The sequence below is a fragment of the Variovorax sp. UC122_21 genome (assembly GCF_044056785.1).
In the GTDB taxonomy this organism is placed as follows: Bacteria; Pseudomonadota; Gammaproteobacteria; order Burkholderiales; family Burkholderiaceae_C; genus Variovorax.
Genome location: NZ_CP172004.1, coordinates 2,589,561 through 2,615,687, shown reverse-complemented (window position 1 = coordinate 2,615,687; position 26,127 = coordinate 2,589,561). Strand labels below are relative to the sequence as shown.

22 protein-coding genes and 5 pseudogenes are annotated in these 26,127 nt (G+C 68.5%); 14 read left to right on the top strand and 13 right to left on the bottom strand.

The genetic code is table 11. The annotated features are described in order from the left end of the window. Nucleotides 1–45 precede the first annotated feature (45 nt). The 4 genes and pseudogenes from urtD to urtA all read right to left on the bottom strand — a co-directional run bounded on the left by urtD (nt 46) and on the right by urtA (nt 4,273). Nucleotides 46–789 carry an urea ABC transporter ATP-binding protein UrtD gene (gene urtD / locus ACHMXE_RS24645; RefSeq protein ID WP_057593108.1) on the bottom strand — a complete coding sequence of 248 codons (744 nt, stop codon included), beginning with the start codon at nt 787–789 and terminating at the stop codon, nt 46–48. A gap of 14 nt (nt 790–803) precedes the next feature. Beyond that, nucleotides 804–1,995 (bottom strand): annotated as a pseudogene (gene urtC / locus ACHMXE_RS24640) (urea ABC transporter permease subunit UrtC). Nucleotides 1,996–2,020: 25 nt separating this feature from the next. Then, nucleotides 2,021–2,935 carry an urea ABC transporter permease subunit UrtB gene (gene urtB, locus ACHMXE_RS24635; protein WP_093344444.1) on the bottom strand — a complete coding sequence of 305 codons (915 nt, stop codon included), beginning with the start codon at nt 2,933–2,935 and terminating at the stop codon, nt 2,021–2,023. A 72-nt stretch (nt 2,936–3,007) separates the two neighbouring features. Then, nucleotides 3,008–4,273, bottom strand: coding sequence for an urea ABC transporter substrate-binding protein (gene urtA, locus ACHMXE_RS24630; protein WP_209542623.1), 1,266 nt, complete (start codon nt 4,271–4,273; stop codon nt 3,008–3,010). 271 nt (nt 4,274–4,544) lie between these two features. Here urtA and ACHMXE_RS24625 point away from each other — a divergent pair, with 271 nt between their 5' ends. Next, nucleotides 4,545–7,961: an ATP-binding protein gene (locus ACHMXE_RS24625; RefSeq protein ID WP_395351921.1), complete on the top strand. Its 3,417-nt coding sequence runs from the start codon at nt 4,545–4,547 to the stop codon at nt 7,959–7,961. Then, complete coding sequence (locus ACHMXE_RS24620) at nt 7,933–8,844, top strand: response regulator transcription factor (RefSeq protein ID WP_203201475.1); 912 nt, start codon at nt 7,933–7,935, stop codon at nt 8,842–8,844. The genes ACHMXE_RS24625 and ACHMXE_RS24620 overlap by 29 nt, the downstream gene beginning before the upstream one ends. Before the next feature lie 12 nt (nt 8,845–8,856). Here ACHMXE_RS24620 and ACHMXE_RS24615 read toward each other — a convergent pair. Continuing rightward, nucleotides 8,857–10,750: pseudogene (locus ACHMXE_RS24615) on the bottom strand (GspE/PulE family protein). A gap of 128 nt (nt 10,751–10,878) precedes the next feature. After that, on the bottom strand, nt 10,879–11,817 hold the full coding sequence (locus tag ACHMXE_RS24610) for a LysR family transcriptional regulator (protein ID WP_395352794.1): 939 nt from the start codon (nt 11,815–11,817) through the stop codon (nt 10,879–10,881). A 124-nt stretch (nt 11,818–11,941) separates the two neighbouring features. On the opposite strand from ACHMXE_RS24610, the gene ACHMXE_RS24605 reads away from it, so the two are divergent. From ACHMXE_RS24605 to ACHMXE_RS24580, 6 genes are read left to right on the top strand one after another with little or no spacing between them, the layout of a single operon-like run. Further along, entirely contained in the window at nt 11,942–13,189 is a 1,248-nt protein-coding gene (locus ACHMXE_RS24605) for a pyridoxal phosphate-dependent aminotransferase (protein WP_395352792.1), read from the top strand. Nucleotides 13,190–13,228: 39 nt separating this feature from the next. After that, a complete protein-coding gene (locus ACHMXE_RS24600; protein ID WP_395351918.1) occupies nt 13,229–14,047 on the top strand; it encodes an ABC transporter substrate-binding protein in 819 nt (272 codons plus the stop codon). A gap of 27 nt (nt 14,048–14,074) precedes the next feature. Continuing rightward, on the top strand, nt 14,075–14,773 hold the full coding sequence (locus ACHMXE_RS24595; RefSeq protein WP_395351916.1) for an amino acid ABC transporter permease: 699 nt from the start codon (nt 14,075–14,077) through the stop codon (nt 14,771–14,773). A gap of 3 nt (nt 14,774–14,776) precedes the next feature. Next, a complete protein-coding gene (locus tag ACHMXE_RS24590) occupies nt 14,777–15,538 on the top strand; it encodes an amino acid ABC transporter permease (protein ID WP_395351914.1) in 762 nt (253 codons plus the stop codon). Nucleotides 15,539–15,561: 23 nt separating this feature from the next. Next, nucleotides 15,562–16,290 carry an amino acid ABC transporter ATP-binding protein gene (locus ACHMXE_RS24585; RefSeq protein WP_395352790.1) on the top strand — a complete coding sequence of 243 codons (729 nt, stop codon included), beginning with the start codon at nt 15,562–15,564 and terminating at the stop codon, nt 16,288–16,290. Nucleotides 16,291–16,350: 60 nt separating this feature from the next. Next, nucleotides 16,351–17,028: an RraA family protein gene (locus ACHMXE_RS24580; protein WP_395351912.1), complete on the top strand. Its 678-nt coding sequence runs from the start codon at nt 16,351–16,353 to the stop codon at nt 17,026–17,028. A gap of 187 nt (nt 17,029–17,215) precedes the next feature. Here the strand turns inward: ACHMXE_RS24580 and ACHMXE_RS24575 are convergent, their stop codons facing one another. Continuing rightward, nucleotides 17,216–17,410 (bottom strand): hypothetical protein, encoded by a 195-nt coding sequence (locus ACHMXE_RS24575; protein WP_395351910.1) that lies wholly within the window; start codon nt 17,408–17,410, stop codon nt 17,216–17,218. 56 nt (nt 17,411–17,466) lie between these two features. On the opposite strand from ACHMXE_RS24575, the pseudogene ACHMXE_RS24570 reads away from it, so the two are divergent. Then, nucleotides 17,467–17,892, top strand: a pseudogene (locus ACHMXE_RS24570) (NAD(P)-dependent oxidoreductase); the annotation flags it as partial. Between the two features lie 30 nt (nt 17,893–17,922). Continuing rightward, a complete protein-coding gene (locus tag ACHMXE_RS24565) occupies nt 17,923–18,969 on the top strand; it encodes a Bug family tripartite tricarboxylate transporter substrate binding protein (RefSeq protein WP_395352788.1) in 1,047 nt (348 codons plus the stop codon). A 1-nt stretch (nt 18,970) separates the two neighbouring features. Here the strand turns inward: ACHMXE_RS24565 and ACHMXE_RS24560 are convergent, their stop codons facing one another. The 4 genes and pseudogenes from ACHMXE_RS24560 to ACHMXE_RS24545 all read right to left on the bottom strand — a co-directional run. Next, a complete protein-coding gene (locus ACHMXE_RS24560; RefSeq protein ID WP_395351908.1) occupies nt 18,971–19,486 on the bottom strand; it encodes a diguanylate cyclase in 516 nt (171 codons plus the stop codon). Beyond that, entirely contained in the window at nt 19,471–20,502 is a 1,032-nt protein-coding gene (locus ACHMXE_RS24555) for a hypothetical protein (protein ID WP_395351906.1), read from the bottom strand. Before ACHMXE_RS24555 ends, ACHMXE_RS24560 begins: the two co-directional genes overlap by 16 nt. Before the next feature lie 74 nt (nt 20,503–20,576). Then, nucleotides 20,577–21,142, bottom strand: a pseudogene (locus ACHMXE_RS24550) (tripartite tricarboxylate transporter substrate-binding protein). Nucleotides 21,143–21,221: 79 nt separating this feature from the next. Then, nucleotides 21,222–21,368: pseudogene (locus ACHMXE_RS24545) on the bottom strand (tripartite tricarboxylate transporter substrate-binding protein); the annotation flags it as partial. A gap of 428 nt (nt 21,369–21,796) precedes the next feature. Between ACHMXE_RS24545 and ACHMXE_RS24540 the strand changes: the two are divergent. Beyond that, on the top strand, nt 21,797–22,243 hold the full coding sequence (locus ACHMXE_RS24540) for an SRPBCC family protein (RefSeq protein WP_395351904.1): 447 nt from the start codon (nt 21,797–21,799) through the stop codon (nt 22,241–22,243). A 396-nt stretch (nt 22,244–22,639) separates the two neighbouring features. Here ACHMXE_RS24540 and ACHMXE_RS24535 read toward each other — a convergent pair whose 3' ends face one another. Both ACHMXE_RS24535 and ACHMXE_RS24530 read right to left on the bottom strand, forming a co-directional pair. Next, complete coding sequence (locus ACHMXE_RS24535; RefSeq protein ID WP_395351902.1) at nt 22,640–23,044, bottom strand: LysR family substrate-binding domain-containing protein; 405 nt, start codon at nt 23,042–23,044, stop codon at nt 22,640–22,642. After that, entirely contained in the window at nt 23,041–23,547 is a 507-nt protein-coding gene (locus tag ACHMXE_RS24530) for a LysR family transcriptional regulator (protein ID WP_395351900.1), read from the bottom strand. Before ACHMXE_RS24530 ends, ACHMXE_RS24535 begins: the two co-directional genes overlap by 4 nt. 108 nt (nt 23,548–23,655) lie before the next feature. Between ACHMXE_RS24530 and ACHMXE_RS24525 the strand changes: the two genes are divergently transcribed. The 3 genes from ACHMXE_RS24525 (at nt 23,656) to ACHMXE_RS24515 (ending at nt 26,122) form a co-directional block, all read left to right on the top strand. Beyond that, nucleotides 23,656–24,564: a hypothetical protein gene (locus ACHMXE_RS24525; RefSeq protein WP_057593097.1), complete on the top strand. Its 909-nt coding sequence runs from the start codon at nt 23,656–23,658 to the stop codon at nt 24,562–24,564. A gap of 219 nt (nt 24,565–24,783) precedes the next feature. Continuing rightward, the gene (locus ACHMXE_RS24520; RefSeq protein WP_395351898.1) at nt 24,784–25,593 is read left to right on the top strand and encodes an alpha/beta hydrolase; all 810 of its coding nucleotides are present in this window, start codon (nt 24,784–24,786) and stop codon (nt 25,591–25,593) included. Nucleotides 25,594–25,705: 112 nt separating this feature from the next. Further along, nucleotides 25,706–26,122 (top strand): PaaI family thioesterase, encoded by a 417-nt coding sequence (locus ACHMXE_RS24515; protein ID WP_057593094.1) that lies wholly within the window; start codon nt 25,706–25,708, stop codon nt 26,120–26,122. Nucleotides 26,123–26,127: the final 5 nt, after the last annotated feature.

Sequence of the window (26,127 nt, the reverse complement as noted above, 5' to 3'; positions counted from 1 at the left end):
TGTGCCCGCTCCAGCCGATGAACACTCGGCACGACGAGAACTTCATCAATGCCCCAGATAAACGTCGATGACCTTCGGATCCGCCTGCACCTTCTCCATCGGCCCCTCGGCCAGGATCTTTCCCTGGTGCATCACGGTCACCTTGTGCGCGATCTGCTTGACGAAAGCCATGTCGTGCTCGATCACGATCACCGCGCGGTTCTGGCAGATGCGCTTGAGCAATTCGGCCGTGAGCTCGCGTTCGCGCGCGCTCATGCCCGCGATCGGTTCGTCGAGCATCAGCAACTCGGGCTCCTGCATCAGCAGCATCCCGATCTCGAGCCACTGCTTCTGGCCATGGCTCAGCAGGCCCGCTTCGGTGTCGAGCCGGTCGGCCAGCCCGATCTCCGTCGCCACGGCCTGCACGCGCGCCTTCACTTCGTCATCGCACTGGAAGGCCAGCGCGCCGAACACCGAGCGGCCCTTGGGAAAGGACACCTCGAGGTTCTGGAACACGCTGAGGTTCTCGTAGATCGACGGTGTCTGGAACTTGCGCCCGATGCCCAGCCGCACGCGCTTGTGCTCGGCCATCTTCGTGAGCTCGGTGTTCTTGAACTTGATGCTGCCGCTGCTCGCGCGCGTCTTGCCGCAGATCAGGTCGAGCAGCGTCGTCTTTCCAGCCCCGTTCGGGCCGATGATCACGCGCAGCTCGTTGCGGTCGATGTAGAGCGTGAGGTCGTCGATGGCCTTGAAGCCGTCGAAGGACACGCTGAGGTCTTCCACGGCGAGCGCGAAGTCGGTGTTGCTCATGGTCGGTCTCCGGTTCAGGCGCGCTGGCTGCCCACGCCTTCGGGCAGCGTGGGTTCGTGCTCGGGTGTGGGCGCGACGGGAGCCGCGGCCACCGCGGGCGGCTTCACCGCGGCCTCGCGCAGCGCCTGGCGACGCGACTTCCACCACGGGCGGATCTTTTCTTCCCACAGGCCCGCCAGGCCCATCGGGAAGGCCATCGTCACGCCGATGAACAACCCCGCCATCAGGAACAGCCACAGGTCCGGGAAGCTCTCCGAGAACAGCGTCTTGCCCGCGTTCACCAGCAGCGCGCCGTAGACCGCGCCCACCAGGCTCATGCGGCCGCCCACCGCGCAGAAGATCACCATCTCGATCGAGGGAACGATGCCCACGAAGCTCGGCGACATGAAGCCCACCTGCAGCGCGAACATCGCGCCGCCGATGCCCGAGAGTCCGGCCGCCAGGCAGAAGGTGAAGACCTTGAAGTTCGACACGTCGTAGCCCGAGAAGCGCACCCGGTCTTCCTTGTCGCGCATCGCCAGCAGCAAGGTGCCGAGCTTGCTGGTCTGGACCCAGCGGCACAGCACGATCGCCGCCACCAGCAGCGCCACGCAGACGTAGTAGAGGATGTACTTCGCGCTGTCGGTGCGCGTGTCCCAGCCCAGCATCGTCTTCAGGTCGGTCATGCCGTTCACCCCGCCGGTGTAGCCCTGCTGGCCGATGATCAGCACCGTGAGGATCAGCGCCACCGCCTGCGTGATGATCGCGAAGTAGACGCCGCCCACGCGGCGCTTGAACATCGCGAAGCTGATCAGCCAGGCCAGCGCCATCGGCACCGCCACCACCAGGATCAAGGTCAGCGGCAGACTTCTTGAACGGCAGCCAGAACGCCGGCAGCGCCGTGATCTGGTTCCAGTCCATGAAGTCGGGAATGCCGGGCGTCGACTGGATCTTGGTCGACACCGGATCGGAGGCCTCGAGCTTGAGGAACATCGCCATCGCGTAGCCGCCGAGCCCGAAGAACACGCCCTGTCCGAGGCTCAGCACCCCGCCGTAGCCCCACACCATCACCAGCCCCACGGCGACGAAGGCATAGGTGAGGTACTTGCCCACCAGGTTGAGTCGGAAGATGTCGAGCGACAGCGGCAGCACCACCGCGAGCAGCAGCACCAGCAGCAGCAGGCTGCCGAGCTGGTAGCGCTGGATCGAGGCCTTGAGGAAATTCATCGGGAGTTCTCCGGGAAAGCGAAAGTCAGCGACGCACCTTGACGGCGAACAGGCCCTGGGGCCGCATCATCAGAATGAGCACGATCAGCGACAGCGTCAGCACCTTGGCCATCGAGCCGGTCATGAAGAATTCCGAGACCGACTGCGTCTGCGCGATGCCGAAGGCCGAGACCACGGTGCCCAGCAGGCTGGCCGCGCCACCGAAGGTGACGACCAGGAAGGCGTCGACGATGTAGAGCGAGCCCGAGGTCGGCCCGGTCGAGCCGATGGTGGTGAAGGCCGCGCCCGCCACGCCGGCGATGCCGCAGCCGATCGCGAAGGTCAGGCGGTCGGTCTTCTTGGTGTCGATGCCGGTGGCGTTGGCCATCACGCGGTTGGCCACCGTGGCGCGCACCCGCAGGCCCCAGCGGCTTCGGTGCAGCGCGATCAACACGCCGCCCGTGACCAGCGCCGTGAGCACCAGCACGAACATGCCGTTGATCGGGATGTCGAGGCCCTCGTGCGGCGTCCACGAGCCCATCAGCCACTCGGGCAGGGTCGGGCTCACTTCCTTCGGACCGATGAAGGTGCGGAAGATCTGCTGCAGCCCCAGGCTCACGCCCCAGGTCGCGAGCAACGTGTCGAGCGGCCGCTTGTAGAGATGACGGATCAGCGCCCACTCCACCAGCCAGCCGACGATGAAGGCGAACACGAAGGCCAGCGCGATCGAGATCGGGAAGTAGTACGGCATGAAGGCCGGTGCCAGGTGCTCGGTGACCTGCGCCGCGAGGAAGACCGAGTAGGCCCCGATGGTCATGAACTCGCCGTGCGCCATGTTGATGACGCCCATCTGGCCGAAGATGATCGCGAGCCCCAGGCCCATGAGCAGCAGCACCGCGAAGAGGCTCAGCCCCGCGAAGCCCTGCATCAGGCCGATGTTCCACATGTCCGACAGCGTCATGGCGACAGTTCCAGGTGTTGGGTAGTTGCTCCTTCCCCCTCTGGGGGAGGGAGAAGGACGGGCAGGCAGGGATTACTGGTAGCCCTTGGGGAACGGATCCGGTTTGATCAGCTCCGCCGATTCCGCCACCACCTTGAAGGTCCCGTCCGGCTGCCCCTGGCCGATGCGCGCCTTGCTCCACAGGTGATGGTTCGCGTCGAGCTTCACGTAGCCTTCGGGCGCGGTCTTGAGTTCGATGCCCGGCGAGCCGGCCACCACCTTGTCGACGTCGAAGCTGCCGGCCTTCTCGACCGCGGCCTTCCACAGCCACGGGCCGAGGTAGCCGGCCTGCGTCACGTCGCCGATCACCGCGTCCTTGCCGTACTTGGCCTTGAAGGCGGCCACGAACTTCTTGTTGTTCTCGTTGTCGAGCGACTGGAAGTACTTCATCGACGAGTAGAAGCCCGCGAAGTTCTCGCCGCCCACGCCGGTCATCTCGTCCTCGGTCACGGCCAGGGTCAGCAGGAACTGCTTGTCGCCCGTGATGCCCGCGGCCTTGAGCTGCTTGTAGAAGGCCACGTTCGAGCCGCCCACCACGGCCGCGAAGATGCAGTCGGGCTTGGCGACCTTGATCTTGTTGATCAGCGAGTTGAAGTTGGTGTGGCCCAGCGGGTAGTACTCTTCGCCCTTGACCGAACCCTTCTGGAAGTTCTCGATGTGCTTGCGCGCGATCTTCATCGAGGTGCGCGGCCAGATGTAGTCGGAGCCGACGAGGAAGAAGGTCTTCGCCTTCTTCTCCTTCGCGCCCCAGTCCAGGCCCCAGATGATCTGCTGCGTCGCTTCCTGGCCCGTGTAGATCACGTTCTTGCTCTGCTCCAGGCCTTCGTAGAAGGTCGGGTAGTACAGGAGGCCGTTCTCCTTCTCGAACACCGGCAGCACGGCCTTGCGCGAGGCGCTGGTCCAGCAGCCGAAGACGGCCGCGACCTTGTCGTTGACCAGCAGCTTCTTCGACTTCTCGGCGAAGGTCGGCCAGTCGGAGGCGCCATCTTCCTTGATGACCTTGATCTTGCGGCCCAGGATGCCGCCCATCGCGTTGATCTGGTCGATCGCGAGCTGCTCGGCCTGGATCGAGCCGGTCTCCGAGATCGCCATCGTGCCGGTGGACGAATGCAGCTGGCCCACCGTCACCTCGGTGTCGGTCACGGCGAGCTTGGTGGTGTTGACCTTGGCCGTGGGGAACTGGCCCTGGCCGAAGCTCAGGCCGCTCAGGCCCAGCACGGGCAGCGCGGCGGCGCCTTGCAGCAGGCGGCGGCGGCGCAATGCCAGGGCATCGAGGGAAAGATCGGAATCACGCGACATCGAAGAACTCCAGCAGGTTGAGGAAAGTACAGGCCGCGCACCATCGAAGTGCGTCGGACGGTGCGGCTGGCACCATGGCTGGAACTTTAGAAATCACTGGCCGCTGCGCGAATACGTCATTCAACGTAGCGGCACGCGCATCGCCTGCCCGCAGACTCGCGGGACCGACGACGACGCGCGGGGACGCACGGCGGGCACGGAGCGCTTCTTGCAATGCAGCTGCACCATGCCGCCGATCCCCTCGCCGTCGCCGTCTCCACGAGACACCCCGATGCCTTCCGTCAATTCCGTGAGCGGGCAGAAGATCTTCCGCATCCGACGCGACTACAACGCCTGGGTCGCGAACGAGACGCTGGAGGACTACGCGCTGCGCTACACGCCGCGCAGCTTCCGCAAGTGGTCGGAGTTCCGGGTCGCGAACGCGGCCTTCGGCGCCACCTCCTTCCTTGCGCTCGAGGCCATCGGCGGCGCCATCGCGCTGAGCTACGGCTTCTCGAACGCGCTGTGGGCGATCCTGGTGGTGGGGCTGATCACCTTCCTCACCGGTCTGCCGATCTCCTACTACGCCGCGCGCCACGGCGTCGACATGGACCTGCTCACGCGCGGCGCCGGCTTCGGCTACCTGGGCTCCACCCTCACCTCGCTGATCTACGCGAGCTTCACCTTCATCTTCTTCGCGCTCGAGGCCGCCATCCTCGCGCTCGCGCTGCAGATGTACCTCGACTGGCCGCTGTGGCTGCTCTACCTGGTGTCCTCGCTGGTCATCATTCCGCTGGTGGCGCGCGGCATCACGCTGATCTCTGGGCTGCAGCTGTGGACGCAGCCGATCTGGATCGTGCTGTTCGTCTGCCCCTTCGTCGCGGTGCTGGTGAAGAAGCCCGAGCTCTATGCCGACTTCACCGGGCTCGTGGGCCGGGTCTCGAACAGCAGCGGCTTCGATCCGCTGATGTTCGGCGCCGCCGCCACGGTCGCCTTCTCGCTGGTGGTGCAGATCGGCGAGCAGGTCGACTACCTGCGCTTCCTGCCCGAGAAGACGGCCGCCAACCGCGCGCGCTGGTGGACCGCGGTGCTGGTGGCCGGGCCGGGCTGGATCGTGCCGGGCATGCTCAAGATGATGGGCGGCGCCTTCCTGGCCTTCCTCGCGCTGCAGCACGAGATCCCGGCCAACCACGCGATCGAGCCGACGCAGATGTACCTCACGGGCTTCGCCTACGTGCTGCGCGACCCGGCCTGGATCCTCGGCATCACGGTGCTGTTCGTGGTGGTTTCGCAGATGAAGATCAACCTCACGAACGCCTACGCCGGCTCGCTGGCCTGGTCGAACTTCTTCGCGCGGCTCACGCACAGCCATCCGGGCCGCGTGGTGTGGCTGGTGTTCAACGTGGTGATCGCGATCCTGCTGATGGCGCTGGGCGTGTTCGCCGCGCTCGAGCACGTGCTGGGCTTCTACAGCAACATCGCGATCGCCTGGGTCGGCGCGCTGGTGGCCGACCTGATCATCAACAAGCCGCTGGGCTGGAGCCCGAAGACCATCGAGTTCAAGCGCGCCCACCTCTACGACATCAACCCCGTGGGCCTGGTCGCCACGCTGGTGGCGGCGGCGCTCGCGATGCTGGCCTACTCGGGCGCCATCGGCCAGTGGGCGCGCTCGTTCTCGCCCTTCATCGCGCTGGCCACCGCGCTCGCGGTCTCGCCGCTTTTGGCCTGGCGCACGCGCGGGCGCTACTACCTGGCGCGGCGCGACATCGCGCACTGGACGCCGGGGCAGATCGTGAAGTGCTCGGTCTGCGACAACGGCTTCGAATCGGAGGACATGGCCCACTGCCCGGCCTACAGCGCGCCGATCTGCTCGCTGTGCTGCACGCTCGAGTCGCGCTGCCACGACCGCTGCAAGACCGACTCGCGCGCGGCCGAGCAGATGAGCGGCTGGCTGCAGTCGCTGCTGCCGCCGGCGCTGTCGGCGCGGCTCAACTTCCGCGTCGCCCACTACCTGATGGTGGCGGCCTCGCTGGTGGCGCTGCTGGCCACGGTGATGGGCGTGGTCTACGCGCAGGAGGCGATCACCGGCGCCAGCGCGGTCGATCCGCGGCTGCGCGACGCCTTCCTCAAGGTCTTCACGCTGCTGTCGCTCGTGGCGGCGGTGGCGGCCTGGTGGGTGGTGCTGGGCAGCGAGAGCCGGCAGATGGCGCAGGAGGAATCGAACCGCCACAACCACCTGCTCACGGTCGAGATCGAGGCCCACCAGCGCACCGATGCGGCGCTGCAGGCCGCCAAGGAGGCGGCCGAGGCGGCCAACCAGGCCAAGACGCGCTACGTGGCCGGCATGACGCACGAGCTGCGCACGCCGCTCAACAGCATCCTGGGCTATTCGCAGATCCTGCTCAAGGGCGACGCCGCGCTGCCGCCGCGCGAGGCGGTGCAGACCATCCACCGCAGCGGCGAGCACATGCTGGGCCTGATCGACGGACTGCTCGACCTCGCGCGCATCGAGGCCGGCCGGCTGCAGCTCGAGCCGGCACCGCTGGCGCTGCCGGCCTTCCTCGACCAGGTGGTGCACATGGTGCGGCCGCAGGCCGAGAACAAGGGCCTGGCCTTCGTCTACACCCATGCCGGGCGGCTGCCGCCCTGGGTGCATGCCGACGCCAAGTGGCTGCGCCAGATCCTCATCAACCTGCTGACCAACGCCGTGCGCTTCACCGACAGCGGCACCGTCACGCTGCACGTGGACGCGCGCCGCGAGGTGCTGCGCTTCGACGTCATCGACACCGGCATCGGCGTGGCGCCGCAGGACCATCAACGCATCTTCCTGCCCTTCGAGCGCGGTGCCGCGGGGCGCCGGCGCGGCGAGCCCGGCACCGGGCTGGGCCTCACCATCACCGGCCTGCTGACCTCGCTGATGGGCGGCGAGCTCAAGCTGGCCGCCACCTCCTCGGCCGGCAGCACCTTCAGCGTGCGCGTCTACCTGCGCGCGGTGGCCGACCCCGGACCGCAGGCCAAGGCCGGCGCGCTGCGCCAGCCGGTGTCGGGCTACCTCGGCGAGCGCCGCACGCTGCTGGTGGTCGACGACCAGCCGGTGCAGCGCCAGATGCTGGCCGGCATGCTCGCGCCGCTGGGCTTCGAGGTGCGCGAGGCCGCGAGCGGCACCGAGTGCCTCGACAACCTGCGCGAGGAGCTGCCCTCGGCGATCCTGCTCGACCTCAGCATGGACGACCTCGACGGCTGGCAGACCGCGAGCCTGGTGCGGGCCTCGGGCTTCGATGCGCTGCCGATCATCATCGTCTCTGCCAACATGTTCGAGAACCAGGCCGAGCGGCTGCGCGCCGCGGGCTGCCAGGCCTTCGTGGGCAAGCCGGTGATCGAGTCGGAACTGATCGCCACGCTCGAGCGCCACCTCGGCCTCGAATGGCTCGATGCCGCCGACGCGCTGCGCCCGCTGGCCGACGAGGAGCTCGCGCCCGCGCGCCCACCCCGGCTGCTGCTCGGCGAGGACGAGCGCGCCGAGCTGATGCGGCTGGTGCAGATGGGCCACGTGCGCGGCCTGCACCAGGCGCTCGACCGGCTGGCCGCCCGCTCGCCGGGCGCGGCCGCCACCTGCACCTGGCTGCGCGGCATGGTCGCGCGCTTCGAACTCGACTCCCTCCGCAAGGCCCTCGCCGAAGATGCTGACACCCTCGCCTCCCCTTCCTGAAGCCGAACGCCCCGTGGTGCTGGTGGTCGACGACGCCCCCAGCAGCCTCGGCATGCTGTGCGACACGCTCGAGGCCAGCGGCTACACCGTGCTGGTGGCGGCCGACGGCGAATCGGCGCTGCAGCGGCTCGCGCTGGTGGTGCCCGACGCCATCCTGCTCGACGGCATGATGCCCGGCCTCTCGGGCTTCGAGACCTGCCGCCGCATCAAGGCCGACGCGGCGCTCGCGCACATCCCGGTGATCTTCATGACCGGCCTCTCGGAAACCGCCGACGTGGTCGAGGGCTTCGAATGCGGCGGCGTCGACTACGTGGTGAAGCCGATCCGCGCGCAGGAGGTGCTGGCGCGCCTGCACACCCATGCACGCAACGCCCGCATCACGCGCATGGCGCGCGACGCGGTCGACGTGGCCGGCATGGGCGTGGTCTTCGTCGATGCGCGCGGGCGCATCGCCTGGCGCTCGCCGCAGGCCGGCCTGTGGCTGCATGCGCTGGGCGAGGCGCGTGCGCCGGGCCTGCTGCCGCGCGCGCTCGAGGCCGCGCTGGCGCCCGGCGCCACCCTGGGCGTGGTCACGGCGGCCGGCATCCGGCTGTCGGTGCGCAACCTCGGCGCGGCCGCATTGGGCGAGACCATGCTGCTGTTCGCGGTGCAGCGCGAGGGCGCGGGCGGCGCCTCGTCGGCGCGGCTGGCCGAGGCCGCGCTCACGCCGCGCGAGACCGAGGTGCTGTCGTGGCTCGCCAAGGGCAAGACCAACCGCGACATCGGCGAGATCCTCGGCACCAGCCCGCGCACCGTGAACAAGCACCTCGAGCACATCTTCGAGAAGCTCGGCGTGGAGACCCGCGCGGCCGCGGCGGCGCTGGCCAGCGGACGGTTCGACTGACGCGTTCTTTCTCTAGGCGTTGCTGGTCGCGCGCACTTCCTCGATCGTGGTCTGGCCGGCCAGCACCTTCTCGATGCCGTCCTGCCTCAGCGTGCGCATGCCTTCCTTCAGCGCCGCCTGCAGCAGCTCCTCGGCGCGCGCCCCGCTCTGCACCAGCCGGCGCAGTTCCTTCGACACCGTCATCAGCTCGTGCACACCGACGCGGCCGCGGAAGCCCGTCTTCGCGCAGTGCTCGCAGCCCGCGCCGCTGTGCAGGTGCAGCCGCCCGTCGCGGCCGAAGCGCTGCAGCCAGCCGGCCAGCGTGGCCTGCCGCCGAACGGGGATTTCCTCGGGCGGGAAGGCGTGCAGGTAGTCGGCCAGCAGTTCCTCGATCGCCTCTTCGCTCGCGGGCGCGCTGCGCACGCAGTGGCCGCAGATGCGCCGCACCAGCCGCTGCGCCAGCACCGCGAGCAGCGAGTCGGCGAAGTTGAACGGGTCCATGCCCATGTCGAGCAGGCGCGTCACGGTCTCGGGCGCGCTGTTGGTGTGCAGGGTCGACAGCACCAGGTGGCCGGTCAGCGAAGCCTCGATCGCGGTCTTCGCGGTCTCCTCGTCGCGGATCTCGCCGACCATGATCACGTCGGGATCGGCGCCGCACGAAGGCGCGCAGCGCCTTGGCGAAGGTCCAGCCGATGCGCGGATTGATCTGCACCTGGCGCAGCCCGTTCTGCGTGATCTCCACCGGGTCCTCGGCGGTCCAGATCTTGCGCTCGGGCGTGTTGATGTGCATGAGCGCCGAATGCAGCGTGGTGGTCTTGCCCGAGCCCGTGGGCCCCACGCACAGCACCATGCCGTAGGGCCGTTCCACCGCGTACGTCAGGCGCCGCAGGTTGTCGGGCGACAGGCCCAGCGACTGCATCGGCAGCGGCTTGGCCGAGGCCAGGATCCGCATCACCACGTCTTCCAGGCCGTTGTTGGTGGGAATGGTCGCCACGCGCAGCTCGATCTTGTGCTGCGGCGAGTACTTGGCGAAGTTGATCTTGCCGTCCTGCGGGTTGCGCTTCTCGCTGATGTCGAGGTCGCACATGATCTTCACGCGCGCCACGATCGCGTTGCGGTAGCTCGGCGGCAGCTCGAGGTAGGTGTAGAGCAGCCCGTCGCGGCGGAAGCGGATGCGCGTCTTCTCCTGGCCCGGGTAGCTCTCGATGTGGATGTCCGAGGCGCCGTCGCGGTGCGCTTCCTGGATCATGCTGTTGATCATGCGCACCAGCGAGTTGTCCGACTGCTCGATCGGCGACTCCACCGGCGCCGGCGCGGGCCCTTCCTTCTCGAGCGTCTGCAGCAGTTCGGTGGTGCCGGTCAGGTCGAACTCGATCGGGCGCATCGGATCGAGGTGGGCCGCGCCGCCGCCGCCGTCGGCCGCGTCGCCGATCTTCTCGTAGGCCACGCCCAGCACGCTGTCGAGGTCCAGGCACTGGCCCACGACCGGGATCACCTTCATCTGCGCGACGAACTGCACCTCGTCGATCACCGAATACCGGCTCGTGGGATCGTCGATCGCGATCACCAGCCGCCCTTCGTGCAGCATCAGCGGCATGACCTGCAGCCGCCGCGCCACCGCATGGCCCACCTTGCGCAGCGCCTCGGCCGTCGCCGGGAACACGTGCAGGTTGACCAGCGGATAGCCCATCTTGCGCACCAGCGCGGTCTGCAGCTGGCCATGGCTGACCGCGCCCATGCGCACCAGCGTCTCGCCAAGCGGCACCTGCGGCTCGCGGCGCTGCTGGCGCAGCCCGGCGGCGAGCTGGTCGCCGGTGATCATGCCCAGCGCGACCAGCGCCTCGCCGATCCGCGTGATCGGCATCCGGCTCTGCGCGCCGAGCGCGCGCACGAGCTGCTCGGGCAAGGTGACTTCGGTGAATGACATGGCTTGTTCTTTTCCTGTTGGGTGTGGCGGGCGCGCCGGTGGCGATGCGTTCGCGGCGCGCGGATGCGAGATCGTAGAGCGCCGCGCGAGGGCCCGCCACCCGGCGGGATTGCTGAGTACGCAAGTGTTCAACGAGACGACGATCCCGCGCCTTCGGCAGCGGCCGGCGCGGAGATATCGAACATGCGGCTGAAGTCGCAACACTCCTGCGAGAGCATGACGATCGAGGAGATCAGCGTGCTGCGCTGGTCGCCCTTGTACATCGCGATGTAGGTCATCTTGGGCGGCGCGGGCGTGCAGGGAATGACCATCAGCGAGCCATTGGCCACCATGGGTGCCAGGCACTCCTCGGGCATGCAGCCGATGCCCAGGCCGGACATGGTCAGGCCCATCATCGCCACCAGGTTGTTCACGATGATCACGTCGGTCGGCTGCACGCCCAGCGACTTCATCCAGCTGTTGTGCGCCGTGCCGGCCCCCGACCTGCTGCCCTGCAGCAACAGCCGGCGCGATGCCAGCTCATGCAGCCTGAAGCTCCGGTCCGCCTCGACGAAGCCGGGCTTGCACATCCACACGCTCGAGAACGCCCCCACCGCGTGGCTGCGCAGGTGCGCTTCCGCGTACACGTCGGGCACCAGCACCAGGTCGAGCTCGTCGGCCAGCAGCTTGTCTTTCAGGTTGCCGCTCGCGTCCACGTCGGGCTCGATAATGACCTTGGGGTAGCAGCGCTGGATCGCGTCCACCAGCCGGTGCAGCCATGTCATGGCGGTGAACTCGGTCACGCCGATGCGCACGCGGCGCTCGATGACCTCGGGCCTGCCGATCTGGTCGATGGCCGCGTCGCGGTGTTCGAGCAGCTTCTTCGCCAGCACGAACATCTGCTCGCCCTTTTCCGTGAGACGCGCGGTGCGCTGGGTGCGATCGAAAAGCTCGAGGTCGAAGCCGGCTTCGAGTTCGTGCACGCGCTTGGACACGGCGGAGGTCGAGGTGTGCAGCTTGTGCGCGGCCTGCGAGAAGCCGCCCGACTGCACGACCCAGTACAGGGCCTCCAACTGCTTGAACGTCATCATGGTCAGGCAAAACCCTAAACGGTTTCCTTTTTTTCCACAAAATCCTCGGAAAAAATTCGCTTTTTGAAATTTTAGGCAACTTTCACAATCCCGCCATCGAATTGATCCGGGGTCCGTGTCCATGGTTGCTCTCAGTCCCAACGCCCACCTCGGCAACAGCCTGCCGGGCACCTTGTTGGCCCATCGCCTCGACGGCGTCAAAGCGTCTCCGAGCATGGCGGCGAAGACGCGCGTCGATGCCCTTCGCGCGGCCGGCCGCCGCATCGTCGACTTCACGATCGGCGAGCCCGACTTCCCGACACCGCGCCACATCGTCGAAGGCGGCGTCGCGTCCCTGCTGGCCGGACAGACGCGCTACACGGCCTCCAACGGCACGCCGGCCCTGCGCCAGGCGATCGCCGACAAGCTGCGGCGGGAGAATTCGCTGGCCTACGAGCCCGGGCACATCGCCGTGGGCAACGGCGCCAAGCACGTCATCTACAACGCCTTCGCCGCCACGCTGAACGAGGGCGACGAGGTGATCGTTCCCGCGCCCTACTGGGTGTCCTACCCCGACATGGTGGCGCTGCATGGCGGCACGCCCGTCGTGGTGCCGTGCAGCGCCGCCGAGGGCTTCAAGCTGACGCCCCGGGCCCTCGAGGCGGCCATCGGCGAGCGCACGCGATGGCTGGTGCTCAACACGCCCAACAACCCGACGGGCGCGGTCTACACGCGCGACGAACTCGCCGCGCTCGGCGCGGTGCTCGAACGCCACCCGCGGGTGTGGCTGATGACCGACGAGATCTACGAGCACTTCGTCTACGGTGGCGCCACGCACGTGTCGCCATTGAACGTGATGCCCGGGCTGGCTGAGCGCACGCTGGTGATCAACGGCGTGTCCAAGGCCTATGCGATGACGGGCTGGCGCATCGGCTACGGCGCGGGGCCGGCGCCTCTGATCAAGGCCATCACGATGCTGCTGTCGCAGAGCACCTCGTGCCCGGGTGCCATGAGCCAGGCCGCGGCGGCCATCGCGCTCGACGGGCCCCAGCACACCGTCGCCGAAGCCGCCGCCCTGTTCGAAACGCGCAGGGACCGCATGGTGCAGATGCTGCGGACGCTGCCGGGCTTCGATTGCGCACCGCCCGACGGCGCGTTCTACGTGTTCCCCGGCGTGGCCGGGCTGATCGGACGACACACACCGGCGGGGCAGCGTCTTTGCTCCGATGTCGACGTGGCGCTCTACCTGCTGGAGCGCTCCGGCGTCGCCACGATCGACGGCACTTCGTACGGCATGCCCGGCCATCTGCGCATGTCGTTCGCCACCGGCGTCGATGTCATCGAGCAGGGTGGCGAACTGCTGCACGCCGCGGTGGCCGAGCTGCGCTGAGCTTCATCCCCTTCACAAGACCTTCCAGGAGCAGTCCCCATGAGAAAGACCGCATCGACACTGATCGCAGGCACATGCCTCGCCTTGCTGGCCAACCTGGCGTGCGCGGACCAGCTCGCCGACATCAAGTCCAGGGGCGTGTTCGTGTGCGGCACGCTGGGCACGGCGGAGCCGTTCAGCTTCTCCAACGCGCAGACCCGCGAGGTGGAAGGCTACGACGTGGACTTCTGCAAGGCCCTGGCCAGGTCGCTGGGCGTCAAGCTGGAGCTCAAGCTCATCTCGGTGGCCGCGCGCATCCCCGAGCTGCAGCAGGGCCGCGTCGACGCCGTGATCGCCAACCTGGGCTGGAGCGCCGAGCGCGCCGAGCAGATCGCCTTCAGCCACCAGTACTTCGCCAGCGAGCAGAAGGTGGCCGCCCGCAAGGACAGCGGCTTCACCACGCTGAAGGACCTGAGCGGCAAGCGCGTGAGCGCGGTGAAGGGCTCCAGCTCGGAGCTGCTGGTGCGCAAGGCGATTCCGGGCGCCACCACCATCACCTTCCAGGACCCGCCGAACGCGTTCCTGGCCATGCAGCAGGGCAAGGCGGACGGGTTTGCCGTGTCCGAGCTCAACCTCGTGAAGTTTCGCCAGCAGTCCGAGAGCACCGTGCCCATCGTCGCGCTCGAGCCCTCGCTGGTGCTGGAGCCGTGGGGCATCGGCATGCGCAAGGACGAGGCCGGATTCATCAGGCAGGTGAACGACACGCTGGAGACCATGGAGAAGTCCGGCGAGGCACAGCGGATCTTCGACAAGTGGCTGGGCACCGGCACGGCCTACAAGATGCAGCGCGGCTTCAGGATCGAGCCCATCAAGGGCTGACGGACACCATGCAAGAAAGCGCATGCCGTGGGTAGCAAGCTCGACTTTTCCGTGCTGGGGCGCGGCGACTATCCGCAGTGGATATGGCACGGGGTGCTCACCATGTTCGAGCTCACGGCGGCGGCATGGCTGTTCGCCATGGTGCTGGGCACGCTGCTCGCGGTGGTGCGCATGTCGGACAGCCGCGTGGCGAAGGCCTGTGTGGCCGGCTATGTGGAGTACCACCAGAACGTGCCGATGCTCGTGCAGGTCTTCCTCTGGTACTTCGGCATGCCGGCGCTGCTGCCGCATGCGGGACAGCAATGGCTCAACGCGCACGACAGCGAGTTCCTGCTGGCCTTCATCTCCATCGGCCTGTGCATGGCGGCCTATGTGTCCGAAGGCCTGCGCGGCGGCATCCGCTCGATTCCCAAGTCGCAGCTGGAGGCCGCGCGCGCCATCGGCCTGTCGTACCTGCAGGCTTCGCGCCTGGTGATGGTTCCGCAGGCGTTGCGCATCGCCCTGCCCACGCTGGTGAGCCACACGGTGCTGCTGTTCAAGAACACCAGCCTCGCCATGACGGTCGGGCTGGCGGAGCTGACCTACGTCACGCGCGAGATCGAAAGCCAGTCGTTCAGGACCGTGGAGGTCTATCTGCTCTCGACGGTGATCTACCTCGGCGTATCGCTGCTGATCATGACGATCGGCACCGGCCTGGAAAACCGCTACCGCATCCGCGCGAGGTAAGCCATGGACAGCATCCTTTCCATCCTGCGCGAATACGGCGTGCTGCTGCTCGTGGGCCAGTACCCGAACGGCCCGCTCGGCGGCCTGGCCATCACGCTGCTGCTCTCCGTGCTCGGCCTGGCGCTGGCCTTTCCGCTGGGCGTGGCCATCGCGCTGGCCCGCATGAGCACCTTCGCCTGCCTGCGGTTTCCCGCCCTGGCGGTGATCTACGTGGTGCGCGGCGTGCCGCTGGTCATGTTCATCTTCTGGGTCTATTTCTTCGTTCCGGTGCTGACGGGCCGGACGGTCAGCGGCTTCACGACCATGGTGGTCACGCTGGTGATCTACCAGGCGGCCTACCTGGCCGAGATCGTGCGCGCCGGCATCGAGGGCCTGCCGAGCGGGCAGGCCGAGGCGGCACGTGCCATCGGTTTGAACTACCGCCAGGCCATGACGAAGGTGGTGCTGCCGCAGGCGCTCTACAACATGGTGCCGGCCCTGGTCAGCCAGTTCGTCTCCACCATCAAGGAAACCTCGCTGGGCTACGTGATCAGCGTGAACGAGCTCACCTTCGCGGCCAACCAGATCAACAGCTCCTTGATGACGCAGCCGTTCCAGGTGTACTTCGTGCTCGCGGCCATCTACTTCTGCCTGTGCTTCTCGCTCACGCGGCTGGCCCGCTGGCTGGAGCGCCGCATCGCCGCACGCCGCGAGGGGGATGCCGCGGCCGCACGCGCCACCGCCTCCGCGGCCATCCCGTCCGTCGCTCCCCAGCAGGCCGCATGACCATGTCTTCCAGCAGTACGCCCCTGATCGCCTTCGATCTCGTGAACAAGTGGTATGGCGACTTCCATGCCCTCGACGACATCAGCGCGGAGGTCCGCAAGGGCGAGGTCGTGGTCGTGTGCGGACCTTCGGGCTCGGGCAAGTCGACGCTGATACGCACCGTGAACCGGCTCGAGAACATCCAGGGCGGAACCATCCGCTTCGACGGCAACGACGTGCACGCGCCGTCGATCGACCTGAACCGCTTCCGCAGCCAGGTCGGCTTCGTGTTCCAGAGCTTCAACCTGTTTCCGCACCTGTCGGTGGCGCAGAACATCATGCTCGGCCCGGTCACCGTGCGAAAGCACAAGCGCGCGCAGGCACGCACCCGCGCGCTCGAGCTGCTCGAGCGCGTGGGCCTGGCGTCGAAGGCCGACGCGTTCCCCGGCCAGCTGTCCGGCGGCCAGCAGCAGCGCGTGGCGATCGCGCGCGCGCTCGCCATGGATCCGCCGGCCATGCTGTTCGACGAACCCACGAGCGCCCTCGACCCCGAGATGGTGGGCGAGGTGCTGCAGGTGATGAAGTCGCTGGCGCGCGACGGCATGACCATGATGTGCGTGACGCACGAGATGAACTTCGCGCGCGAAGTCGCGGACCGCGTCTGGTTCATGGACCAGGGCCGCATCGTGGAAACGGGCCCGCCGGACGAGTTCTTCTCGAAGCCACGCAGCGAGCGGGCGCGGAAGTTCCTCGCCGACCTGCGCTCGCACTAGCGGACCCGACCTCCCGACATCGCATCGAACCGACTTTCAACCTGCCGATTGGTGATATCCATGAACAACGGACTCCGCATCCTCCATCGCCGCCGCGCCGTCGAGCTGGACCTCGCACGCCGCTTCCTCGACGTTCCAGTGGCCAACGTGAGCGACTGCATGTCGCGCATGACCGCCGGCGGACCGCGGCTGCGACCGATGCACGCGGGAGGACGCATGGCCGGCCCCGCCTTGACGGTCAAGACCCGTCCGGGCGACAACCTGATGATCCACAAGGCACTGCAGCTGGCCAGGCCGGGCGATGTGATCGTCGTCGATGGCGCGGGCGACCTGACCAACGCGCTCATCGGGGAGATCATGGTCGGCGAAGCCGTGCACCGGGGCCTGGGCGGATTCATCGTGAATGGCGCCATCCGCGATGCCGGCGCCATCCGCGCGGGCACGCTGCCCGTCTATGCCGCGGGCGTCACGCACCGCGGCCCCTACAAGGACGGCCCCGGCGAGATCAATGTGCCGGTCGCCATCGATGGAATGGTCATCGAGCCCGGCGACCTGGTCATCGGCGACGACGACGGCTTCCTCTGCCTGCCCTACGACGACGTGGCCGAACTGCTGGCCGCGGCGAACAGGAAGCAGCAGATCGAGAACAAGATGGTTGCCGATATCCAGGCCGGCACCTTCGATCGCTCGTGGGTGGATGCCACCCTGACGCGCCTGAACTGCTTCATCGAGCCATGAATCGCGCACCCCTCTCCGCCTCGCCGGGGAAGCCCAAGGGCACCATCCTCGTCACGGCACCGAGGATTCACGAAGACGCCATGGCGCTGCTGAGCGAGTACCGGGTGATCCAGACCGGCACGACGGTCACCGAGGACGAACTGGTCGCGATCTGCGCCAGGGAGGAACCGGTGGCGATCCTCGCGCGCTACGGCTTCTTCAACGAGCGCGTGTTCCGTGCCTCGCCACGGCTCAAGGTCATCTCGCGCCACGGCGTCGGCATGGATTCGATCGACATCGCCGCGGCGCAGCGGGTCGGCGTCGCGGTCGAAGCGGCGATCGGCTCCAACAGCCAGGCCGTCGCGGAACACGCGATCGGCCTGATGTTCGCCTGCGCGCGCAAGCTTGCCTGGCTCGACCAAAGGATGAAGCAGGCCCGGTGGGGACAAGGAAGGCTATCTCGGCCTCGAGCTGCAGGGCGCGACGCTCGGCGTGATCGGCTGCGGCTCGATCGGTGGCCGTGTCGCGGCCTTCGCGAAGGCGCTCGGCATGAAGGTCCTGGTCTGCGATCCGTATCTCGGCGAGCACCTCCTGCCGGCGGACACGGTGCGGGTCGAGCTCGAGAGCCTGCTGCGGCGCTCGGACGTCGTGTCGCTGCATTGCCCGCTCAACGACGAGACCCGCGGCATGCTCGATGCGTCCAGGCTCGCGCTGCTCAAGGACAAGGCCATCGTCATCAACACCGCGCGCGCGGGCCTGTTCGACGAGGCCGCCATGCAGCAGAAGCTGCGCGACGGAGGCATCAGCCTGGGCCTCGACTGCTTCGTCCAGGAGCCCCTGCCGGCCGACTCCGCATGGCTCGATGTGCCGAACGCCGTGCTGACACCGCACGTGGGCGGCACCACCGACGGCGGCATGCGCCGGCATGGGCGTGGGCGCGGCCCGCAACATCCTCAGGCATCTCAAGGAAAAGACGTGATCGAAAGCTTCAAGGCCCCACGGCGCTGGCTCTGCACTTTTTTCGCCGCCATCGGCCTGGCCCATGCCGGCGCCCATGCGGAGCCGGCGTTTCCCCATCGCGCGATCACCCTGATCGTGGGCTGGACCGCCGGCGGGTCGGCCGACAACGTCGCGCGGCTGGTCGCCATGCGTATGTCGAGCGTTCTCGGCCAGCAGGTCATCGTCGACAACCGGGCGGGTGCCGGCGGAAACATCGGCTCCGATCTCGCGGCGCGCTCGAAGGCGGACGGCTACACCATCATGCTCGCGACCGTCGCTTCGCACGGATGGAACTCGGTGCTCTATCCCGGCCTGAACTACAAGCCCATCGAGGACTTCGCGCCGATCGGCCTGATCAACACGTCTCCGAGCACCATGCTCGTTCCCACGGACTCGCCGTACAAGACGGTGCGCGACGTGATCGCGGCCGCGAAGGCGCGGCCCGGAAAGCTCGACTACGGCTCCGCGGGCGTCGGCTCGTCGCAGCACCTGGCGGGTGCGATGTTCAGGAAGATCAGCAACACCGACGTCATGCACATCCCGTTCAAGGGCGTCGCTCCCGCGCTCACCGAACTGATGTCGGGACGTGTCGACTTCGTCATCTCGACGGGCGCCATCCCCTTCATCAAGACAGGCAAGCTTCGCGCGCTGGCCGTGGCGGCGCACCAGCGGCTGCCGGGCTTGCCCGACGTGCCGACCTTCGACGAAGCGGGCGTCCCGGGCTTCTACACCGACAGCTGGTACGGGCTGGTGGCCCCCGCGGGAACGCCTCGGCCGGTGCTGGAGACGCTCAATGCGGCGTTGAACAAGTCATTGCAGGACCCGGAAGTGCAACGGCTCTTCGTCGAGCAAGGCGCGTTCCCGTCCAAGGGCATGACGCCCGATGCCTTCTGGTCCTTCGTGAGGAAGCAGATGCCCGAGGCCGCCGAACAGGTTCGAAATTCGGGCGCGAAGCTCGATTGACCTAGGCTTTGGGCTCCGCGTTCGTGCACACCCGATTGCGCCCGCCCGACTTGGCCACGTACAGCGCCTTGTCGGCGCCGCGCACCAGCTCCTTCGGCTGCGCGGCGCCGGCCTCGGGCCGCAGCGCGTCGACGCCCGCGCTCAGCGTGACGAAACCGTCGGTGGCGCCGGCATGCTCGATCTCGAGCGCGCGCACCGCGGCGCGGATGCGCTCGGCCAGCAGCGCGGCGGCCTCGACGTCGGTGCCCGGCAGCAGCACCGCGAGCTCCTCGCCGCCATAGCGCGCCGCGAGGTCGCGGGGCCGGCGCGCCGCCACGTTGGCGATGGTGCGGCAGATCTTCTGCAGGCACTCGTCGCCGGCCGTGTGGCCATAGATGTCGTTGTACTGCTTGAAGCGGTCCACATCGAGCAGGATCAGCGCCAGCGTGCTGGCGTCGCGCATCGCGCGGCCGAACTCGGTGTCGAGCGTGACGTCGAACTGGCGGCGGTTGGCGAGGCCGGTCAGGCCGTCCTCCATCGCCAGCGTGTTGAGCGTCTTGTTGAGCGCCTCGAGCGCGTCGCGCGCGCGCGCAGCAGTTCGGCCTCGGTGCGCGTGCGCATCTCGATCTGGCGCACCAGCCCCAGGCCGACGAAGGCGACCACGGCACTGAGCGCGAGCACGCCGCCCGAATGCCAGAAGGTGTCCTTCCACCAGCCGGCGAGGATCTCGTCCTTGGACATCGCCGCGCCCACGAACAGCGGGTAGTGCTCGAGCCGCCGGAAGCTGTTGAGCCGCAGCACGCCGTCCTGCGCCGACTTGATGTAGGCGGTGCCGACCGGCCCGTTCTCCTTGTACGAGGTGAACAGCTGCGAGCCGCGCATGTCGCGCCCCACCATCTCCGGGCCGAAGGGGCGGCGGACCATCATGGTGCCGCTCTCGAGGATCAGCGCCGCGGCGCCGCCCTTGCCGATGTCGAGGCTGTCGTAGAACTTGAGGAAGAAGTCGACGTCGATGCTCGCGAGTGCCACGCCCGCGAAGCTGCCGTCGGCATGGTCGATGCGGCGCGACACCGGGATCAGCAGCTTGCCGTTGGTGCGGCTCTTCACCGGGATGCCGATGTGCGGGCCGCGGTCGGGATGATCGCGGTGGAAGACGAAGTACTCGCGGTCCGCGTTGTTGAGCTTCTGCGGCACCGCCGCGCGCGAGTTGGCGACCCAGTTGCCGTCCTGGTCGTAGACGTGCAGCGCGTCGAGCTGCGGCAGCTCGGCCACCTGCGCGGCCAGCACCCGGCGCAGCCGCTCGACCTGCACCGGCCCCGTGCCCTCCTGCTCGATGCGCTCGACCACGCCGACCAGCACGGTGTCGGCCTGCTTGATCGTGTCGTCGGCCTGCTGCGCCAGCGCGCGCGAGAGATTGGCCGTCGCCACGCCCATCTGCTCGAGCAGCACCGTGCGCGATTCCCAGCTGTGCCAGATGTCGAGCGCCACGAGGGCGAGGCACACGGCGGCCACGAAGGCCATCGTCCGGACGGCAATGGAGAGGCGTTGGAACACGGGAACCCTGGCGGCAGTGAAGGCGGCAGGATTTCGCCGGTATCGGGCTTTTCGGCGCGCTGGCGGCGCCCCGGTCAGGCAGCGGTCAGGGTGCGAGTCCCGCCGTCTTCACGACCGTTGCGTACTTGGCCGCTTCCTCGGCGACATAGGCACCGAACTGCGCGGGCATCGCGCGGATCGGGCTCGGCGCCGATGTCGCGCAGCCGCTGCACCAGCGCCGGGTCCTCGAGCACCCTGGCCATCGCGGCCGAGAGCTGCTGGCGCAGCGCCGGCGGCAGCTTCGCGGGCGCGAACACGCCGAACCAGGCACTGACCTCGAAGCCCGGCAGCCCGCTCTCGGCCACCGTGGGCACCTCGGCAGCAACGGGCTGCGCCGGCTGCCGGTCACGGCCAGCGGCTTGAGCTTGTGGCTGGCGATGTTGGGCAGCGAGGTGGTCTGCAGATCGAACATCAGCGGCACGTGGCCCGCGAGCACGTCGGCCAGCGCCGGTGCGCTGCCCCGGTAGGGCACGTGCAGCAGCTTGAGCTTCGCGGCCGAGGCGAGCATCTCGCCGGCCAGGTGGTTCGAGGTGCCGGGGCCGGCCGACGCGTAGCTGATCGAGCCCGGGTTCTGCCGGGCCGCCGCGAGCAGCTCGGCCACGCTGCCGTAGGGCGCGCCCGGGACGGGCCACCAGCACGAACGGGATCGACGCCAGCGCGCTGACCGCCACGAAGTCCTTCACCGGGTCGTAGCCGACCTTGGTCATCGCCGGGTTGATGGCCTGCGAGCTCACCGTGCCGAGCAGCAGCGTGTAGCCGTCGGGCCTGGCTTCCGCGACGAAGCGCGCGCCGATCGCCGTGCCGGCGCCGCCCTTGTTCTCGATCACCACCGGCTGCCCGAGCCGGGCCGCCAGCTTCTGCCCCACCGTGCGCGCCAGGATGTCGGCCGAACCGCCGGCCGGATAGGGCACGACCAGCGTCACCGGGCGATCGGGAAAGCCCTGGGCCAGGACCGGCCCCGGCGATGCCGGCGGCAACGAGCAGCAGGCCCGCGAGCAGCGTGCGAGGGAGATTCATCGGGGGACTCCTTGTTGGGAACCGCATGGTGCGAACGGGGGCCGCGGTCTGTCCAATACGTTCACTGGCCGGCGTTCATATCTGAAATGAATCACCGGGCCGCCGAGGTCCGGCGCCGGCTACAGTGAATCCCGCCGCTTCGAAAAAATTTCTTCGGATGCGTGTCGATCCGTCCGGCGCTCGTCCGTCGTGTCAGTGGAGGGTCGTCCTCCACACCACTTCACCAGGAGAACACACCATGGCTACCCAGACCGTCCGCCTGCACCGCGTGCTGCGCGCCCCGCCCGAGCGCCTCTACCGCGCCTTCACCGAACCCGGCGCCTTCGAGCGCTGGCTGCCGCCCTTCGGCTTCACCGGCAAGGTCCACCGGATGGAGCCGGTGGTCGGCGGCAGCTGGCGCATGTCCTTCAGCAACTTCAGCTCGGGGCACAGCCATTCGTTCGGCGGCAAGTACCTCGAGCTGGTGCCGGGCCAGCGCGTGGCCTACGACGCGACTTTCGACGACCCCAACCTGCCGGGCACGATGAAGACCACCGTCACGCTGACGGCCGTGTCCTGCGGCACCGACGTGTCGATCGTGCAGGAGGGCATTCCCGAGATGATTCCGGTCGAGATGTGCTACCTGGGCTGGCAGGAATCGCTGGTGGCGCTGGCGCAGCTGGTGGAGCCGGATATTCCGGGTTGAGGATGCCCTCGCTGGCACCACCGGCATGAACCACGCCCATCCCTACTGGCCGAAGCTCGAAGCCGCCTTATCCGACACCTCGGGAATCATCGTCCCCCAGGGCGAGGACGAGGGGCGTACTTCGAGCGGCTGCGTTTCAGCATTCGCGAACATGCCACCGGGGCGGAGATTGTGTCGGCCACGGTCGTGGCGCCGGATTCGCCCACCGCGAACTCGGGTCGCGGATCTCGGGCTGGCTTCTCGCGCGATTCGAAGGCTACTGGCTGGTCTACGAACCCGACGAAGACCAGTACTACTGCTTCTGGGGCGCGGACGCGGACAGCCTCGGCGCGCATGGCGTCTGCGGAAACCCACTCTATTGCTGGTGGGACTGAGGCGACTCGGCCTTCGCGCGCCCTATCGCCCCGCCCCCTCCACCGCCTTCTTCGCCACCGCCAGGAACGACTGCACCACCGGGTTGTCGTTGCCGCTCGCATGCGCGAACACCAGGCTGTAGGTCGGCGGCGGCCGCGAGCCGGCGATCTCGAGGAAGGCGACGTCGGCCATCGCGAGCACGCGCATGGCGGCCGGCACCAGCGCGATGCCCAGGCCGCCCGCGACCAGCGTGAGGATCGACTGCATCTGCGCGGCCTCCTGCACCACCTTCGGCAGGAAGCCCGCCGGCTGGCAGGCGCCAAGCAGCGCGGCGACGAAGCCCGCGCCTTCCGCGGCCGGGAACGAGATGAAGGATTCGGCCGCGAGCGCCTCGATCTTCACGGAGCGCTGCGCCGCCAGCGGATGGCTGCGCGGCACGGCGATCACGAACTTTTCTGCGCCTGCAGGTCCACCAGCACCAGCCCGCGCGATTCGTAGACCGGGCCCACCACCAGCGCGAGCTCGACCTCGCCCTTGCGCAGGTCCTCGAGCTGCCGCGCGGTGGTCTCGGCCGTGAGGCGCAACTGCACGGTCGGGTAGTCGTGCTGGAAGCGCTTGAAGATTGCGGGCAGCACGTCGAGCGCCGCGCTCGGCACGAACGAGAGCCGCAGCGAGCCCTCGAGCCCCTGTGCCGCGCGGCGCGCGCGTTCGCCGGCCGCCTGGGCCTGCTGCAGCAGGCGCTGCGCGTCCTTGTGGAAGACCTGGCCCGCGGGCGTGAGCCGCACGTGATGCCGGCTGCGGTCGAACAGCACCGCGCCGAGCTGCTCCTCGAGGTTGCGCATCGCCACGCTCAAGGGCGGCTGCGACATGTGGAGCCGGATCGCGGCGCGGCCGAAGTTCAGTTCCTCGGCCAGCACCACGAACTGGCGCAGTTGTCTGAATTCGAACATGGGCGTGGAGATAGCTGCGGCGAATGACGAACCACTTTAAACAGTATTGGATGTATGAGCGCGGGCTTCCTAGCATGGCCTTTCCAACACCCACGACGGACACCGCCCATGCAAGCCTCGCTGCTCGAAGAAATCCCTTCCGTGCCGAACCCCTATCCCGTGGTCTCGAAGGTCGAATACCCCGAGGTCTGGCGCCTGTGCACCCAGGCGCGCGAACTGGCCTGGGACCCGGTGGCCGACATCGACTACGCCGACCTGCGCGAGGCCGAGCTGCCGCCCGAGGTGCGCCAGGCCGGCGCCGAATGGTGGAGCCTGCGCGCCTGGATGGAGCATGGCGCCACGCCCTATGGCGCCGAACGGCTGCGCGAGGCGATCTTTGGCCACCAGCCCTTCGAGATCAAGCAGCACATCACGAACTTCATCGCCGAGGAGTTCCGCCACCACGAGGCCAGCTTCCGCATCGCCGAGCACCTCGCGGCCTACGAGCCCACGCCGCGGGCCGACTACTTCCGCGACATCATTCCGCGCTTCCACGACGAGAAGGACGAGAAGGCGATGAGCTTCTTCGCGGGCCTCTCGGTCAACACGCTGTTCGAGCAGCTCTCGGGCGAGCTGCTGCAGGCGCGCTACGAGAACGCGCGCTTCGGCTCGATACGCGAGGCCTGCCGGCTGATCCTGCGCGACGAGGCGCGCCACATCCAGTTCGGCCGCATCATCATGCGGCGCTTCTTCAGCGAGCTGCCGGCCGACGAGAAGCGCACCATCGGCGAGAAGGTCGCGAAGAAGCTGCGCGGCAGCCTGCTCAACGGCGTCTACGCGGTGGTCAACCTGCCCGAGGACGAACGCCGGCGCTCGGGCCGCAACCGCGCGCTGGCGGCCGACCACGGCCTGGGCGCCACCCATCCCGACGAGGAGATGGGCATCATCAAGCGCGGGGTCGACAAGATCCGCGAGGACATCGGCGCCTATGGGGTCGAGATCCCGTTCATTCCCGAACTCGACGGCGCGGTGCATTGATGACGAGCACCGGCTTCCTCGGCGAGGCGCGTCCGGCCTCGACCTTGCTCGTGGTGCAGGCGCTCGCGCAGCCGGCCTGGCGCATCGAGGTCGAGGCCACGGCCTTCCGTGCCGACTAAAGACGGCATGCGCCCCGACGGACGCTCCGAGGCCATCGACCGGATGCTGCGCGAGACCGGCCCGGCCTAGCAGGCCGACATCCGCGCGGCCGGCGACCGCGTGAAGGCCGCCTACCTGCCACTGCTGCTGGCCGCGCCCGCCGACGGCTGCGAGGTCGTGCGCGACCTGCCCTACGGCGCGCATCCGCGGCAGGTGCTCGATGTCTACCGGCCGCGCGGCGCGCGGGCCGCGCCGGTGATCGTGTTCGTGCATGGCGGCGCCTTCGTGCGCGGCGGCAAGGACATCAACGCCGCGATGTACGGCAACGTGCTGCGCTGGTTCGCACGCCGGGGCTGCGTGGGCATCAACGTCGAATACCGGCTCGCGCCCGAGGCCACGCATCCGCAGGGCGCGCTCGACGTGGCCGCGGCCTGCGACTGGGTCGCACGCCATGCGGCCGCGCACGGCGGCGACCCCGGCGCGATCTGCCTGATCGGGCATTCGGCCGGCGGCACGCATGCGGCCAGCTATGCCTGCGATCCGTCGCTCGGCTTCATGGGCCGGCATCTGCGCGCGCTGGTGCTGGTGTCGGCGCGGCTGCGCGCCGACGCGCGGCCCGAGAACCCGAACGCGGCCGGCGTGCGCGCCTATTTCGGCGACGACGCCGCGGCCTACGACACGCTGTCGCCGATGGCGCACGCCCACCGGCTGGCGCTGCCCACCTTCGTCGTGCATGCCGAGCACGAGAACCCGCTGCTCGACGTCTACGCGACGGAGTTCGCCTGGCGCATGGCCGAGGCCCGGGGAGGCGCGCCGCGCCACCTGAGCGTGCCCGGGCACAACCACGTCTCCGTCATGGCCCACTTCGACAGCGGCGAGCAATGGCTGGGCGAACAGATCCTGGCCTTCCTCGAAGCGGCGCGCGGCTGACTATCTCTTTCGTGGAATCGTTCGACGCGCGCCGGTGCGGTACGCTGCCGGCCTTCGCCGCGCGGGCGCGCGGCTCCCCTCCACCGCATCGACCACGGAAAGACCTCCAGCCATGACCGCGTTCACCCTCGAAGAAGCCAGGGACGTCCTCGCCACCGCCTTGCCCGGCTGCGTGCGCAGCCTCGGCGTCAGCGTCGAATCGCTGGGCGAAGGCAAGGCCACGCTGCGCATGCCGGCCGGCGAGCAGGCCACGCGCGAGGGCAACATCTTCGGCGGCCAGGCGCTCTCGGTGCTGGCCGACAGCGCGATGTGCTTCGCGATCTGGACCGACGGCCGCGGGCGCCGCCCGATCGCCACGGTCGACCTGCACATGACCTTCATGCGCGCGGGCGGCGGCGAGGACGTGCTCGCGCATGCCGAGCTGGTGCGCTCGGGCCGCTCGCTGGCCTTCGCGCGCGTGACCATGGACCTGGCCTCCACCGGCCAGACCCTCGCGACCGCGGTTGCGACCTTCGCGCTGCCGGCCTGACAAGG